Origin of the sequence: Vibrio sp. 99-70-13A1 (genome assembly GCF_013114625.1) — a bacterium.
In the GTDB taxonomy this organism is placed as follows: domain Bacteria; phylum Pseudomonadota; class Gammaproteobacteria; order Enterobacterales; family Vibrionaceae; genus Vibrio.
Genome location: NZ_VTXD01000039.1, coordinates 12,065 through 26,908, shown reverse-complemented (window position 1 = coordinate 26,908; position 14,844 = coordinate 12,065). Strand labels below are relative to the sequence as shown.

Here is a 14,844-nt window from a genome sequence, read left to right as displayed (position 1 = left end):
TACTCTTATTTGTCTGAAACTGGCTGTTGCTCTCGAACAGGCATACCATTACGCACTCGTTGAAGGCCTTGTGTGATCACAACATCGTCTGGAGTTAAACCAGAAGCAATGACGCCACTTTCAACTTGATGACCCATTTCAATATTGCGGCGTTCAGCGATTAACCCAGACTCGCCTTCAATAATCACCATCACAAAATCCCCCTCAAGGTCAGTTTGAACGGCTCTGCGCGGTACAGTCATCGCTTCAATTGGCTGCTTATCACGTAAGTTCACGCGAACGTGTTGACCAGGTAATAGCTGTTGATTCGGGTTTTGAGTAATAGCACGCATTGCCAATGTGCCTGTATTCAAATCAATTCGGTTACCTAAGAAATCTAATTGACCTAGATTTTTATAAGCGGTGCCATTTTCTAGAATGATCTCAACCTCAACGCCACTAGATTCTGATGAGCCATTCCCTTCTATCTGATCAAGCCCAAGATTAAGACGTTCTCTCTCACTGATGCTAAAAGACGCATGAATAGGGTCTAAGCTAACTAATGTCGTTAATGTGCCAGAAGAAGGAGAAAGTAAATCACCTTGGCTCACTTTAGTGTCACTAATTCGGCCTGAGAATGGAGCCGTGATTTTAGTATGTGAAAGGTTAACATTAGCTAAATTTAACTGGGCTTGACCTGATTCTAATTGAGCTTGAGCACCAAGCAGTCCGGCAGTTAGAGAATCAAATTCAGACTGGGAAATACTTCCTTTCGGCAGCAAGTTTTCCCCGCGTTTGTAATCTAACTCGGCTTTTTTTAATGAAGCTTTCGCTTGTGCTACAGAGGCTTTCGCACTGGCTACTTGAGCTTCAAATGAAGACGGCTCAATCGTATAAAGTAACTGTCCTTTCTCGACCATTTGACCTTCTTGGAAATGGCGACCTTTCAGATATCCAGAAACTTGGGCGGTAATTGCGGTATCTTCAACTGCTTCAATACGCCCAACATATGACTTACTTTGTTGATGAGAAATAACGTTAACATCTTGCGTGACCACCAGAGGTAAAGGCGCTTGCATATTTTGTGCGGAGTTATCTCCACAACCAGCAAGGATTAACGAGCTTGCAATGACGGTGAGTAGGATCTTTTTACGCATATGAATACCGATAAAAATAAGGAACAGGAATAATCACTTAATTTAATTAACGTATTGCGTATAAATGTCCGAGTAATATCAGAAGTCGTTCTTAAAAGTGTTTCTAACTATTAACAAAGATGAATAATAACAAGGTGGTTACCGCCAATTAACTAACGTAATCATTTTCCTTAAGGTATGATTGAACATGCAGCTAATAAATAATTTAAATTCAGTATTGAGGGAACACCAATGATTTCTAAATGGGCTAAGCGATTTTACCAGATGGCCGAGCTTGTAGGCTCATGGAGTAAAGACCCATCCACTCAGGTTGGTGCTGTCATCACTAAGCATAACCGTATTGTTTCAGTCGGCTTCAATGGCTACCCACATGGTGTATCAGACAGTGCTGATACTGATGATCGTGAAATGAAGTATTTAAAAACACTTCACGCTGAAGAAAATGCGATCCTATTTGCTAAAAGAGATTTGGACAGCTGTGAAATTTGGGTGACTCATTTCCCTTGTCCAAACTGCGCCGCAAAAATCATTCAAACGGGCATATCTGCTGTACATTGCCCAGAACAGAGTGAAGATTTCTTATCTCGTTGGGGAGATAAAATCAAAGTCAGCCAAGATATGTTTGAGCAAGCAGGTGTAACTGTCGATTGGCTGCCTCTAAATGAACTAGATTGATTCAATTTAGATTTTGTTTAGATAACGCGTTTCTAGATTAAGCGTTTTGATATAAAGCGACGATTTACGAAAATAGACTCATTAAAAAAGCCGAGCATTGAAATATCAATACTCGGCTTTTTTGTACGTTTTAATCAGCTATCTTTTTCAGGGAATGCCAAAGAATATGCTTCCATGAAGTCTTTCCGAATATCTTGCTCTAAGTGGGAAGCCTGTTCCGTTGGACAGAAAATCATAAAGTGTATTACCTGCTCACCCGTTGCACCGCTGGTAATATGAATATGCGGCTCTGAGCCCGGTAAATCAACGCCGGCGTGCCTTTCAATAACGCTATTATAACGTCGTGCAACCTCAATAAACTCTTCACTGTGTACTTCAATTTTTTCAATCAGATTTGGGATCATCGGGTAAAGGTTTACAAACTTATTCACCACAATAGAAAAGTCATGGTAAACATAACGCTTCATGAAATTGAGGTTTTTTACTGGGTAGGTAAAGAACATGCTGTTAGGCAAGGTCGCGGTTTTACCCGTGAAATGATATTGCCCATGGTAAAGATCAATTTCCTGAATGACCGTTGCCATCAAGTTATGTTCAATCACCTCACCACTAATTTTCCCTACTTCAATCCAATCGCCAATGCGAAAAGAACGTGAGCTTGCTCGTTGAATTGAACCAGTAAAGCACAGGATAATTTCTTTAGAAGCCACAACAATCGCAACAGCAATCGCAGTAACAGATAACGCAAACTCACTGATTTCTGACTTCCATAAAACGAAAAGCGTCACCACAATGATCGCAAACGTACCGTTTTTAGTACGTGACATCCAGTTACGTTGATCTTCAGATAAAAAAGCAACGTCACCTCGAATTTTAGACAAGGTCACTCTTCGCACTATCAAAATTAAAACAATAATAAGCGCACTAAAAATAAACTTATGAGCGAGTAAGAAATCAATCACTTGCCACAACTTTTCCATTATTAACTCCGTTTGGCTCTACAACACAGTGGCACAATAAAAAAGCGCTCAAGAAATAAGCGCCTATTTTTTAATGACACAGTTTTTAATGACACCGATTTTTAATGACAAAAATAGCTATGCCAAGGCTATCATTTTATCTTTGCGGAAGTAATAAATTGCCCAAAAGTTTCACACCAAATCACAACCGTGTTGTACGCATTAAGATCTAAGTCTTCAGGTAACCCAACCATAAAGCGATCAAAGGTTTTCACCTCTCCAACTTGGAGCATTTCTTTTTTACTGGCATTGAAAGCTTGTTCTGTTTCTATGAATACGGGTGATAGGTACAGCCTATAATCAGGACCAGGTGCCAACTCACCTTCAAAGGCAATCGCACTGTCACTGATAGAGACTATCCCCTCTCCCCAGTGTAGAAAATCGCTGTCTTGCCTGTTTTTACTGAACTCTCCAGTATAGATGGCATGCTGACTTATACTTTGAACGGAATCCGAAGACGGAGAGTCTGGCTCTATCAATATTGGCAAAGCATAAACACCTAGCCCAAAACCAAAAGCACCCACAGCTAAGTGGGTGCAAAGTAAAAATAACTTTTTCATCGCTTACTCCCTTAATGCTTTTATTCAGTATTATTGATTACTGAATAAAATTCAAAAGGGAAAGCGTTTTATATCAATTGATTATCAGCACTTAAACTATTTATGCCTAAATACTCATACCTAAATACCGTCTTTCAATTTTATGCTTTATAGCTCAAAGCCGTTTTTTGCGATAAAGCAACGATGACTTTTACCGCTTGCTCCATGCCTTGAATAGTAATGAATTCATGTATGCCGTGGAAGTTATACCCGCCAGTGAAGATATTTGGGCAAGGTAACCCCATGAAAGACAATCTTGCTCCGTCTGTACCACCACGAATTGGCTTAATCATAGGTTCAACATCGCATTCAATCATTGCTTGTTTAGCAAGGTAGATAATATGTTGGTGAGGTTCAACCATCTCTTTCATGTTGAAGTAGCTATCGGATAACACCAGCTCAACTCGACCTTTTTCCAAGCGAGTATTTAACTCATCCACTTTGCTTTGCATAAATACTTTACGCGCTTCTACACCTTCACGTTCAAAATCACGAATAATATAACCTAGTTCAGATCGTGCAACGCCCATTTCAGCGGATTTCAGGTGATAAAAGCCTTCGTAGCCCTCGGTACATTCAGGCGTTTCTTCCACTGGCATCATCAATTGAAATTGAGCCGCAATATTCATGGCGTTAACCATTTTATCTTTTGCAGTACCTGGGTGAACATTCACACCATGGCAGATAACATCAGCGCTGGTTGCATTAAAGTTTTCAAATTCCAACTCGCCAACCGGTCCACCATCAATCGTGTAAGCCCATTTCGCGCCAAATTTTTCAACATCGAAGAAGTTTGCACCACGGCCGATTTCTTCATCTGGAGTAAAGCCAATACAGATCTCGCCGTGCTTAAGTTCAGGATGAGCAATCAAGTAGGCAACAGCAGAAAGGATTTCAGCAATACCCGCTTTATTATCAGCCCCAAGCAACGTAGTGCCGTCTGTTGTGATTAAGTCATGACCATGCAATGCGTTAAGATCAGGGTACTGCTCAGGAGTCAGTTTCTCACCACTAGTACCGAGTGTAATTTCGCCACCTTGGTAATCTTTAATCACTTGCGGTGAAACATTTTTACCCGATGCATCAGGCGCAGTATCCATGTGAGCAATAAAACCGATTGCCGGTACGGGATGCTCGACATTAGAAGGCAAACTTGCCATTAAATAACCGTTAGCATCTAGAGATACATTCGATAAACCTAGCGTTTCTAGCTCTAATTTAAGTGCATCTGCGAAGACCAATTGTCCAGATGAACTCGGACAATGTTGATTAGCGGGATCCGATTGAGTATCAAAAGTAACGTAGCGAAGGAAACGTTCAACAAGCTTTTCCATGATTAATCTCACTTTGGAATATAGAAATAACATTCACTGGTTATTAATTTTATTTATGTACTACCAGCGAAAAAGAAAATTTATCTTACGCCCCTAAAGCCTTAAGTTTTTGCTCTAAATCAGTTTTTTGCTGATTCTCTCGCTATACCTATAATCAATAAAGAGGTGAACGTCAGTAATACAACAACATATGAATAATTCAGGATGATCATGAAAGTATCTACGCCCTCTATCTCAGCCTAAAAAAAATACAAAGTGGATGATGATCACATTTTTTAACTCCTGCATGATTCGTATACCGTTACATGAGGGTTCGTTATGACTATCAATAAATACTATGTTTTAGTTCCTCAACATTCTGAGGATTCGGTTCAACTAACCGGTACTGATACAGATAAAGAGATCCAACGCCAAGAAGCTTTGAAGCAGGCACAAATCCAAGGTGGATTTGACTCTTCAAGCGATGCTTAATGTTTTAAGCATGCACGCGTAAATACTTCTTAAACCCTCTCATTGCATGACGCGATGAGAGGGTTACTTTTATAGCGCTGACTCCAAGTTATAGAGCCCACCCAAACTATTGCGCTTATCCAAAAATATAACGCCTGCCCCAAAATTCCATACCCTACCTCCTCGTTTTGTGTTAATTATTTGTATCTGCATTTTTACACGCCAGTTCCACTCTCAAGTGATGAATTAGAAAATACTGGATGTATATCGTTTATGGGAATCAAATAAAATGGATTATTCACCTTTAGGAAGTAGTCAGCTTTCTGTCTCTCGAATTTGTCTAGGCAGCATGACGTGGGGTCTTCAAAATACTCAGCAAGAAGCTGATCAACAGATCGAATTTGCTTTAAGCCAAGGTATCAACTTTATTGATACTGCCGAAATGTATGCTGTCCCGCCCTCACCCGATACTTATGGTAAAACGGAAGCCATTATTGGTGACTGGCTTTCAAGAAACCCACAGCGCAGAAGTGAAGTGATCATTGCGTCTAAGATTGCAGGCCCTGGCCTTCCTTGGGTAAGAAATGGTGGCCCTATTACAGGCGAAGCCGTGATCGCAGCTGTGGATGCTTCTTTAAAACGATTACAGACCGACTACATCGATTTATATCAACTCCACTGGCCAAATCGAACCACTGCGCATTTTGGTAAGCATGCTCCAAACCAAATCTCATTTTCTGACATCGACCGACACGTACATGAAGCTCAAATGCTAGAGATCCTTCAGGCACTTTCAGTTTGCATGAAAGCTGGGAAAATTCGTCACTGTGGTTTATCAGATGATTCAACGTGGGGCATTAATACGTATTTGAAACTCAGTGATAAACACGACTTACCACGCATGGTTTCAATACAAAATGAGTTCAGCCTATTACACACTAAAGATTGGCCTTACCTAATTGAGAACTGTGTCCATGAAGATATTGCCTACCTTCCTTGGTCTCCTTTAGCTGCTGGCATGCTAAGCGGTAAATATATTGATGGCGCACGACCAGAAGGAAGCCGATGGACCTACATGCAGCGAAAAGGAATTTTCAGAGATACTAAAGCGGCAAATGAAGCAGTAAAAGGCTATGTTGAAGTGGCGAATGCCCATGGTTTTACACCAAGCCAGTTAGCTCTTGCTTGGTGTGATCAAGTTGATGGCGTCACTTCTACAATCATCGGGGCTACAACGATGGATCAACTACGTGAAAATATCGCAGCTTTCAGTAAGCCTTTATCAGAAGGCGTTCTATCAGACATCAATACCGTTTTTAAGCGCTATCCTGTTCCTTATTAATTTTTTTCAGAACGTTCATATAAACTACTTCAAGCTTATTTAACACCAAAACCAACAGACCTTAGCCCGTTAAAGCTAAGGTCTTCTTCAATGCAAGTTAAGTATCCCGCAACCATTCTAAATACTCGTTTAAACAATAACGACTTCTGATCTTTTTCAAAGGAGAGCTTTGAGTCTCACAACCCATACTCTATAATGCGCGAGCTTATATTTAGGATAAAAAGATGATCTCAAAAAACCAATTAAAACTCCTTCGTGCTCTCGGTCAAAAGAAACAGCGTAAAGCTCATGGTCTATTTCTCGTTCAAGGGGAAAAAAATGTTCTTGAGCTAACGAATAGCAACCTATCGGTACAAAATGTCTTTGCTACAAGCGAATTTTTGACTGATAACCCTATAGCATTACAAGGTTTTAATTGTGTCGAAGCATCTTTAGATGACCTGACGAAAGCAAGCACGTTAGTCAGCAACAATGCAGCTATCGCAGTGGTTGAAATCCCATCATTTGATCTTCCTAAGGCGCAAGACTTAATGATTGCTTTAGATGGCGTTTCAGACCCAGGCAACCTAGGGACGATTATCCGTGTCGCCGATTGGTATGGCATTAAGCACATTGTCGCAAGTAGTGACTGTGCTGATCCTTATAATCCTAAAACGATCAGCGCGACGATGGGCAGTTTTGGGCGTGTTCATGTTAGCCAAACGGATTTACCAAACTACTTAAGCCAAGCTAACTTACCTATTTACGGCGCGTTTCTTGAGGGTGTGAGCACCCACCAAACGGAGTTCTCTGCTGAAGGTATTTTACTAATGGGCAGTGAGTCCCATGGCATTCGTGAAGAAGCCGCTAAATTTGTCACCGACAAAATTACGATACCTGCATTTGGTGGCGCTGAGTCTTTAAATGTAGCAATGGCAACTGGCATCATCTTAGATAATATTCGTCGCCAGCATAACTCATAGTTGAATAGCTAATAATTCGTCATATCGTTAATTAGTTGATTGCCGGCTATTGAATAAATCGACGATTTACCACATTTGTCTAGCCTATTAATGTACTTAATAAGCTAGACAACTTATCTAATCCTTTATTCATAAAGAACTATTCACCGAACATTCCTTACAATACTTTCTCTTAATGAGAGCTAACTCAATCGCTTTCATCAATTTTTATCTGATATACAAGTTAGCCAACCAAAAGTGATACGGTCACCTTTCTTGTTGTTTCTATTTTATCCTTGATTGCATTTTTCATCACTTTTATTGATAATGAAAACCATTATCAATAAATTCAAAGAATACATGTTCCTCACTAATGGTTTTGCCTCATCCGAAATTTCTGCTCAAATCGCTTCTACTGCCAATCCCCTATCATTACTTGTGGTTGAAGATGACATCACACTAAATGAGCAACTCACAGATTTACTTAGGGCAAAACAATACAAAGTGACGAGCGTTACCTGTGGTTCACAAGCCCTAGAACATCTGCAGCACTCCCAGTACGATTTAGTTTTACTTGATGTGGATGTGCCTAATATTGATGGTTTCAGTTTATTAAATTTTATCAATGCAAATGCTAAAACCCCGGTCATTATCCTGACTGCACATGGTGCTGAAGAACATCGTATAAGAGGCTTTCAATCCGGAGCTGATGATTATATTTCTAAACCTTGTAGCTTTACTGAAATCAGCTTAAGAATTGAAGCGGTATTGAGAAGAACCCAACCAACACCTCAACCAAGTTCCCTAAATATTTTGCGTTACCAAGAACTGGAATTAAACAGGCTAGAGCAAACTGTCGAAATCAATAGTGCTCAAGTTAATGCACCTGACAAGCCGATTCAATTTACCCCTATACAATTCAAATTGTTATGGGTACTTATGCAAAATGCTGGCTCGGTTCAAACCAAACCCTATTTATATCAAGCGGTACTCGAAAGAAATTTCAGCCAATACGACCGTAGCCTAGATATGCATTTAAGCCGTGTTCGCAAGCGTCTAATCGCAGAGGGGATGGCAACAGATCGCATTCAAACCGTTCACGGTAAAGGGTACATCCTGAAATGAAGAAGCTACTGTTTTGGCGTTTGTTTATCGTTTTATCTTTTGGAGTAGTGATCTTTTTTTCTTTACTGCATAGCGCTGCTATTCTCTCAAATGAGAAAATGAGCTACCTAAAGGAATCCCACCAGCAAGAACTACTAAGTTGGGGAGACACCGCTCAGCAATATATTGAAAAGAGACAATTAGGGGAACTAGATACTTGGGTCAACCAACTCTCTGAAACCGAGAATACCTGGGTCACGGTTGTTCAATCGGATATTCAAGTTCTTGCTGGGAACCCTCTCAGCGAACGGTTTTGGGAAGGCTATGGCATTGGCCGTAATGTGGAATGGAAAATACACTTAAACTTCCCCAATAACCCCATAATGGAAATCGCCCTCACCCCTCGAGATCACCACTTCCTCATCCTACTACCTGACAGAATGCGCCCTGGCACTTATATGTCACACGCTTTCTGGCTGTTTCGCATCATTATTCCCTTTACAGCCCTTCTTGCATTAACCATCTATTTATATCGCTATGTTATGCGCCCTTTGCAGCACTTCCACCGTGCAACACAGGAGTTCAGTAAAGGTAACTTTAATGCACGAATTAGTGATCACCTCGTTTTAGGATCAGATGAGATCAGCCTAGTTGCAAAGACATTTGATCATATGGCAGAGCGAACTTCTAATATCATTGAACATAATCGAAACCTGCTATCGGATATGTCTCATGAGATTCGAACGCCAATCGCAAGAGTTGAAATGGCACTGGATTGCATCGATCAAAGCATCAAGCCCGATCTTATGCTTGAGCGTATAAAAAACGAAACTCAAAATATGCGAATGCTTGCTGAAGATACGCTCACTTTAGCGTGGATTGAAAACGAGCGACCCGACTTAAGGCAAGACTCATTTGACCTAACTGAGCTCATCGATGCAATTATTGATGATGCTTCATTTGAATACCCAGATAGAACCATTGATGTTCAGTCTGCAGACCACCTCCACCTTTCCTATTCAAATCAGAGAGCATTAGGGCAAGCATTTGAAAACATCCTGCGTAATGGCTTACGTTATACTCCTGAAGGTGAAGTATTGACTGTCAACATCCAAAAAGTAGGGAAAAAAGCACAAGTTACTTTCACTGACAGTGGACCTGGTATTGAGCCTATTTTCTATGAAAAGATCTTTACGCCTTTCTTTAAAACGCCTACCCAAGTAGGAACCAGAAAAGGGTTTGGTGTAGGCTTAGCGCTTGCTAAACGGCACATAGAAGCGGTACATGGCACTGTCACCGCTAAAAATGCCCCAAATAAAGGGCTGTGTATCACCGTAGTACTTCCAAGTTAATAAAACGGCTAACCGATAATAGAAATAACCAAAGGTCACTACTGGCTATCTCATATCTCATATCTCATATCTCATATCTCATATCTCATATCTCATATCTCATAATATAAGGCTCAGCTCGCTCTTGCTGAGCCTTTTTCAATCATAAGCTTCGCGCATATGTAACATTTGTAAAATTGATTTACTCGATACCTATAAATCACCAAAATCCACCGATAATAATTCTCATTAACATCGGAGGTTGCGGTGAATTTTCAAACCGTATTTAAACTAAGCCCTATCGCAAGTGCTTTATTACTTGCCCCTCAATTCAGTGTTGCTGCCCAATCTACAGCGAACGAACAAACTGCTGGTCATGAACATGCATCAAGCTATGAACAAACAGCTAACTCGCAAGACGTTGAAGTAGTCGAAGTCCTAGGACAACGCTCCCGTTCTTCTGAAATCAATATTTCGATTGATGATTTAGATAAGCGACAAGCTCAAGATCTCAATGACATTTTCCGCCAAGAATCTGAGATCAGCGTGGGTGGTTCTTCTGGTGTTTCTCAAAAGATTTATGTGCGTGGTCTTGAAGACACCATGCTGAATATTTCCATTGATGGTGCAGAACAATCAGGTAGCTTATTCCACCACCAAGGTCGACTTTCTATTGAACCTGAACTTCTTAAACAAGTAGAAGTTGCCGCAGGTGCAGGCAGAGCAACCAATGGACCGGGAGCGTTAGGTGGTGCGATACGCTTTGAAACAAAAGATGCACATGATTTACTTCACCCTGGTGACAAATTCGGAGCACAAGTTAAAGCAGGTTACTACACAAACAACAACGGCTATAAAGGCACAGCCAGCCTATTTGGTGAAGTAGCGGAAGACATTGGTTTACTTGCTTCATTCAGTTACGTTGACGGCGAAGATATTGAAGACGGTAAAGGATACGAGCAGCCCTACACGGCACTTGAACAAAAAATTGCATTGTTGAAACTGTCTGGTCAGTTAACAGATACCCAATACGCTTCAATCAGCTATGACTACCGCGAAGACAATGGTCGCCGCCTAAACAGACCTCACTTCCAACCGAGCTTTAAAAATGAATCGTTAAACCAAGAAGCTGACCGTCAAACCATTACGCTCAACCACAGTTACCGCGGTGGAGAAAAAATCAATATCGATTCAACGCTTTACAAAACTGATAACCGACTGGCTCATAAAGATCACCCTCGCTGGGGCACGACAGATGGCTCAATAAATACTTATGGAGCTAAAATCAGCAATACGGCTAACTTTTCAAGCAACACACTTATCTTCGGTGCTGACTACAAACAAGACGTAGCGGAGCTCTCAACTGGCTCTGGTACAGGCAAAGCAGAAGATAAAGGCACAGTGTTTGGACTATTCATTCAAGATGATTGGCATTTAACTCAAGCTCTAACGCTTACTGCAGGTGCCCGCTATGACTGGTATGAACTGAAAGACAGCCATGCTCTAGAACTAGATGCTAGCGGTTTCAGCCCGAACGTTGGTCTTGATTTCAAAGCCACAAATGACCTAAGTCTTTTTGCTAGCTACGCACAGGCGATTCGAGGTCCACAAATCAAAGAACTGTACGTTGTAGACTACAAAGTCAATGATCCAAACCGTAAAGAAGAAACGGCTCACAACACCGAGCTAGGGGCAAAATACCAGTACCAGAACTTCGTCGCTGGCGTAACATTCTTCTACAGCAAAATTGAAGATGTAGTCGGAAATGAAGGGAGCACCATCACCAATATCGGTGACTTAGAAAACAAAGGTGCAACAGCTTATCTAGGCTATTCACTTGAAGATATATCCGCACGCTTAAGCTACAGCCAGTCTCGTCCAGAGTTAAATGATGTTCCACTTTCAGATAATGATATGAATATTGGTACGTCTGTCGGAGACACTTGGGTAGCGGACATAGCCTATACACCAACGCATGACCTAGAGTTTGGTTGGAATGCTAAATTTGTTGAACGTTTAACGGATGTTGCTGACCCAGCAGTCAACCCTGAAAAACCAGGTTATGGCGTACATGATCTATACGCACAGTGGCTACCAATCAGTGATGAAGAGCTGATTCTTACACTAACAGTCAAAAACGTATTCGATAAGTACTACTATGATCACGCATCATACAGCCAATTTATCGGCAGTGAAGTCGCGAAAGGATACGCAAACGCAGGTCGAGATTTCCGCTTCAACGTTAGCTACGCATTCTAGTTTAACGTCTGTGTGAGTCTAAAAATAAAGAACAGCTTTTCTAACAGTTAAGCTGTTCTTTTTCATTTCAAACCAGCCAGCGCCCTATTACTATCAGACCAAACCCTAATAGACTGGCAAAGCAAAATCCCATCACTAACCAATACAAGGTCTGATTTAAAGTAGGCTGACTACTACACTAAAAAACAAAATCACGTCACTTTGTTACCCACTCATATTTACGATTCGAGAATTATCAGTGATTTGAGATATACTTAGATAAAATTAAATCTATAAATATCTCGTATGAATCTACAAAAAATCCTCTTACTTACGGTTATCAGCCTTTTCTCTGGTTGTGCTGTTTACACTGGGCTTAATTTTAATGAGCTTTTCGGTAAGCCAGAAGTCCGCGAGCGCACCGCGCCTTTCGTTTCAGTACAAGCACAGCACTTTATCAATGAAGTGAAACCTATTATTGATAAACGATGTGTGGTTTGCCACGCCTGCTATGACGCGCCTTGTCAGTTAAAAATGTCATCTGTTGAAGGAATTGACCGTGGAGCAAGCAAAACACTGGTTTATCAAGGGACACGTTTAAGCGCGTCGACACCATCACGATTGTTTGAAGATGCAACTTCAACACAAGAATGGCGCGATGCCGATTTCCACCCAATTTTGAATGAACGCGCACAAATTGCCTCTGCTAACTTAGATGCAGGATTAGTTGCGCGTATGTTGGTTCAAAAAGAAAATCACCCACTGCCAGATGAAACACAACTTGAAGGATTTGATTTCGCAACAGATAGGCAGCAGCAGTGCCCAACCATTGAAGAGTTTGCCCAATACGAGAAGAACTACCCAACCTGGGGCATGCCTTACGGTATGCCTAACTTAGAACATTCTGAATACGATACCTTAATGGCTTGGTTGGAAAATGGTGCAACCATGAATGATCCAATGCCATTAAATACAAGTGAGCTGCAAGGCATTGCCAAATACGAGCAATGGCTTAACCACAACGACAATAAAAACCAACTGGCTGCTCGCTACATCTACGAACACCTGTTTCTTTCACACCTGTACTTCTCTGAGCTTAATACACCAACCCGTTTCTTTAGCCTAGTGAGATCAGCGACTCCACCGGGTGAACCAGTAGAACGAATCTCAACACGACGTCCTTATGATGACCCGAAAGTTGAGCGTGTCTATTACCGAATAATTCCAGAGCAAGGCACGATTGTTGATAAAACCCATATGCCTTTCGCCCTTAATTCATTACGTATAGACAACTGGAAAAAATGGTTTATTGATGCTTCCTACAGCGTCGATCAATTACCTAGCTACAACATTGATGTATCCGCAAACCCGATGACATCCTTTGAAGCTATTCCAGTTAAATCTCGCTTCAACTTTATGCTGGATAATGCGCAAAACACAATAATGGCATTCATTAAAGGGCCAGTATGTCGTGGGCAACTTGCGTTGAACGTCATTAATGACCGATTCTGGGTAGTATTTGTTGATCCTGAAAAAGCCGATTTACCTGAAATCAATGAATTTTATGCCAATCAAATAGAGAATCTAAAGCTACCAAGCGAGCTAGAAAGTAATACCGTTCCTGCCACCAATTGGGTGAAGTACGCCGCTCAACAAGCCCGCTATTTAGACGCTAAATCAGAATTTTCAAACAAATGGTTTAAAGATGGAGATGGCCTAAACACCGATATCATTTGGACAGGTAACGGCACGAATGCCAATGCTGCATTAACGGTATTTCGACACTTCGATAGTGCATCGGTCGTCCAAGGATTAGTGGGTAGTCAACCCAAAACCGCTTGGGTACTAGACTATGCACTTCTGGAACGTATTCATTATTTATTGGTTGCAGGCTTTGACGTTTATGGCAACTTTGGTCACCAACTGATCACCCGCATGTTTATGGACTTTCTTCGATTAGAAGGTGAAAGTAACTTCTTAACCCTATTGCCTAAAGACGTTAGACATATCGAACATTCAAGTTGGTACAAAGATCAAAGCCCTCAGTTGAGTCATTTCTTACAACGCAATATCGCTCCTTTCGATCAACCGACCAGTGTTAAGTACTCGACAGATGATCACAAATCAGAGCTATACGGCATGATAAGGGAAAAACTAGAACCTGTACTGTCTGATCGTTATGACATAGTGAATACTGGGTTTAGCGCTGAAATGGAAAAGCAATTACAGTCAATCAACGAGATCAAAGGGGAAGGCCTTCGCCAAGTCCCTCAACTCATGATGATAATGATCGAAGGTAAACAAGGCGGTGATCAACTGTTCACCCTGATACACAATAACGCGCACAGTAATATCTCAAGCTTATTCGATGAAGAAGGGAACCGAGATTACGCGAACGATGACTTAACCTTAGTTCGAGGTGTGGTGGGCAGTTACCCTGCCGCTTACTTATCACTTGTAGAAGCGGATATACCAATATTGGTGAATTCATTAAAAAATATTTCTACAGAAGAAGATTACGTTAAGTTATTGGATAAATTTGCAATTCGCCGCAGCTCAGAAGCATTCTGGCCATTCAGTGACCGTGTTCATCGCTGGTATCAAGACGATCAGCCGATCGAGTTCGGATTATTGGACTACAATCGTTTTGAGAATCGATAGACTCACGGGAGGAT

Annotated in this window: 12 protein-coding genes; 8 read left to right on the top strand and 4 right to left on the bottom strand. The window is 41.2% G+C overall.

Going from position 1 to position 14,844, the window contains the following annotated elements; genetic code table 11:
- Positions 1-5: 5 nt before the first annotated feature.
- Positions 6-1,136 carry an efflux RND transporter periplasmic adaptor subunit gene (locus F0226_RS19230; RefSeq protein WP_171737153.1) on the bottom strand — a complete coding sequence of 377 codons (1,131 nt, stop codon included), beginning with the start codon at positions 1,134-1,136 and terminating at the stop codon, positions 6-8.
- Positions 1,137-1,367: 231 nt separating this feature from the next.
- Between F0226_RS19230 and F0226_RS19225 the strand changes: the two genes are divergently transcribed.
- Positions 1,368-1,811 (top strand): cytidine/deoxycytidylate deaminase family protein, encoded by a 444-nt coding sequence (locus F0226_RS19225; protein WP_137373782.1) that lies wholly within the window; start codon positions 1,368-1,370, stop codon positions 1,809-1,811.
- Between the two features lie 134 nt (positions 1,812-1,945).
- On the opposite strand, the gene F0226_RS19220 is transcribed toward F0226_RS19225, so the two are convergent.
- The 3 genes from F0226_RS19220 to pepT all read right to left on the bottom strand — a co-directional run bounded on the left by F0226_RS19220 (position 1,946) and on the right by pepT (position 4,763).
- Positions 1,946-2,791, bottom strand: a complete 846-nt coding sequence (locus tag F0226_RS19220) for a mechanosensitive ion channel family protein (protein ID WP_171737152.1) — start codon at positions 2,789-2,791, stop codon at positions 1,946-1,948.
- Positions 2,792-2,922: 131 nt separating this feature from the next.
- Entirely contained in the window at positions 2,923-3,390 is a 468-nt protein-coding gene (locus F0226_RS19215) for a DM13 domain-containing protein (RefSeq protein WP_171737151.1), read from the bottom strand.
- Between the two features lie 140 nt (positions 3,391-3,530).
- Complete coding sequence (gene pepT / locus F0226_RS19210; RefSeq protein WP_171737150.1) at positions 3,531-4,763, bottom strand: peptidase T; 1,233 nt, start codon at positions 4,761-4,763, stop codon at positions 3,531-3,533.
- A 318-nt stretch (positions 4,764-5,081) separates the two neighbouring features.
- Between pepT and F0226_RS19205 the strand changes: the two genes are divergently transcribed.
- From F0226_RS19205 to F0226_RS19175, 7 genes are all read left to right on the top strand, one after another.
- Entirely contained in the window at positions 5,082-5,234 is a 153-nt protein-coding gene (locus F0226_RS19205; protein ID WP_171737149.1) for a hypothetical protein, read from the top strand.
- 268 nt (positions 5,235-5,502) lie between these two features.
- Positions 5,503-6,555 carry an aldo/keto reductase gene (locus tag F0226_RS19200; RefSeq protein ID WP_171737148.1) on the top strand — a complete coding sequence of 351 codons (1,053 nt, stop codon included), beginning with the start codon at positions 5,503-5,505 and terminating at the stop codon, positions 6,553-6,555.
- 224 nt (positions 6,556-6,779) lie between these two features.
- Positions 6,780-7,517, top strand: coding sequence for an RNA methyltransferase (locus F0226_RS19195; RefSeq protein ID WP_171737147.1), 738 nt, complete (start codon positions 6,780-6,782; stop codon positions 7,515-7,517).
- 339 nt (positions 7,518-7,856) lie between these two features.
- On the top strand, positions 7,857-8,621 hold the full coding sequence (locus F0226_RS19190) for a response regulator transcription factor (RefSeq protein ID WP_171737164.1): 765 nt from the start codon (positions 7,857-7,859) through the stop codon (positions 8,619-8,621).
- Positions 8,618-9,952 (top strand): sensor histidine kinase, encoded by a 1,335-nt coding sequence (locus F0226_RS19185; protein WP_171737146.1) that lies wholly within the window; start codon positions 8,618-8,620, stop codon positions 9,950-9,952. Before F0226_RS19190 ends, F0226_RS19185 begins: the two co-directional genes overlap by 4 nt.
- Before the next feature lie 246 nt (positions 9,953-10,198).
- Positions 10,199-12,190: a TonB-dependent receptor gene (locus F0226_RS22775; protein ID WP_171737145.1), complete on the top strand. Its 1,992-nt coding sequence runs from the start codon at positions 10,199-10,201 to the stop codon at positions 12,188-12,190.
- 285 nt (positions 12,191-12,475) lie between these two features.
- Complete coding sequence (locus F0226_RS19175) at positions 12,476-14,830, top strand: fatty acid cis/trans isomerase (protein ID WP_171737144.1); 2,355 nt, start codon at positions 12,476-12,478, stop codon at positions 14,828-14,830.
- Positions 14,831-14,844 lie beyond the last annotated feature (14 nt).

Coding starts and splice junctions, on each gene's coding strand:
- F0226_RS19230 (WP_171737153.1), bottom strand. CDS start 1,136: ATGCGTAAAAAGATCCTACTCACCGTCATTGCAAGCTCGTTAATCCTT.
- F0226_RS19225 (WP_137373782.1), top strand. CDS start 1,368: ATGATTTCTAAATGGGCTAAGCGATTTTACCAGATGGCCGAGCTTGTA.
- F0226_RS19220 (WP_171737152.1), bottom strand. CDS start 2,791: ATGGAAAAGTTGTGGCAAGTGATTGATTTCTTACTCGCTCATAAGTTT.
- F0226_RS19215 (WP_171737151.1), bottom strand. CDS start 3,390: ATGAAAAAGTTATTTTTACTTTGCACCCACTTAGCTGTGGGTGCTTTT.
- pepT (WP_171737150.1), bottom strand. CDS start 4,763: ATGGAAAAGCTTGTTGAACGTTTCCTTCGCTACGTTACTTTTGATACT.
- F0226_RS19205 (WP_171737149.1), top strand. CDS start 5,082: ATGACTATCAATAAATACTATGTTTTAGTTCCTCAACATTCTGAGGAT.
- F0226_RS19200 (WP_171737148.1), top strand. CDS start 5,503: ATGGATTATTCACCTTTAGGAAGTAGTCAGCTTTCTGTCTCTCGAATT.
- F0226_RS19195 (WP_171737147.1), top strand. CDS start 6,780: ATGATCTCAAAAAACCAATTAAAACTCCTTCGTGCTCTCGGTCAAAAG.
- F0226_RS19190 (WP_171737164.1), top strand. CDS start 7,857: ATGTTCCTCACTAATGGTTTTGCCTCATCCGAAATTTCTGCTCAAATC.
- F0226_RS19185 (WP_171737146.1), top strand. CDS start 8,618: ATGAAGAAGCTACTGTTTTGGCGTTTGTTTATCGTTTTATCTTTTGGA.
- F0226_RS19175 (WP_171737144.1), top strand. CDS start 12,476: ATGAATCTACAAAAAATCCTCTTACTTACGGTTATCAGCCTTTTCTCT.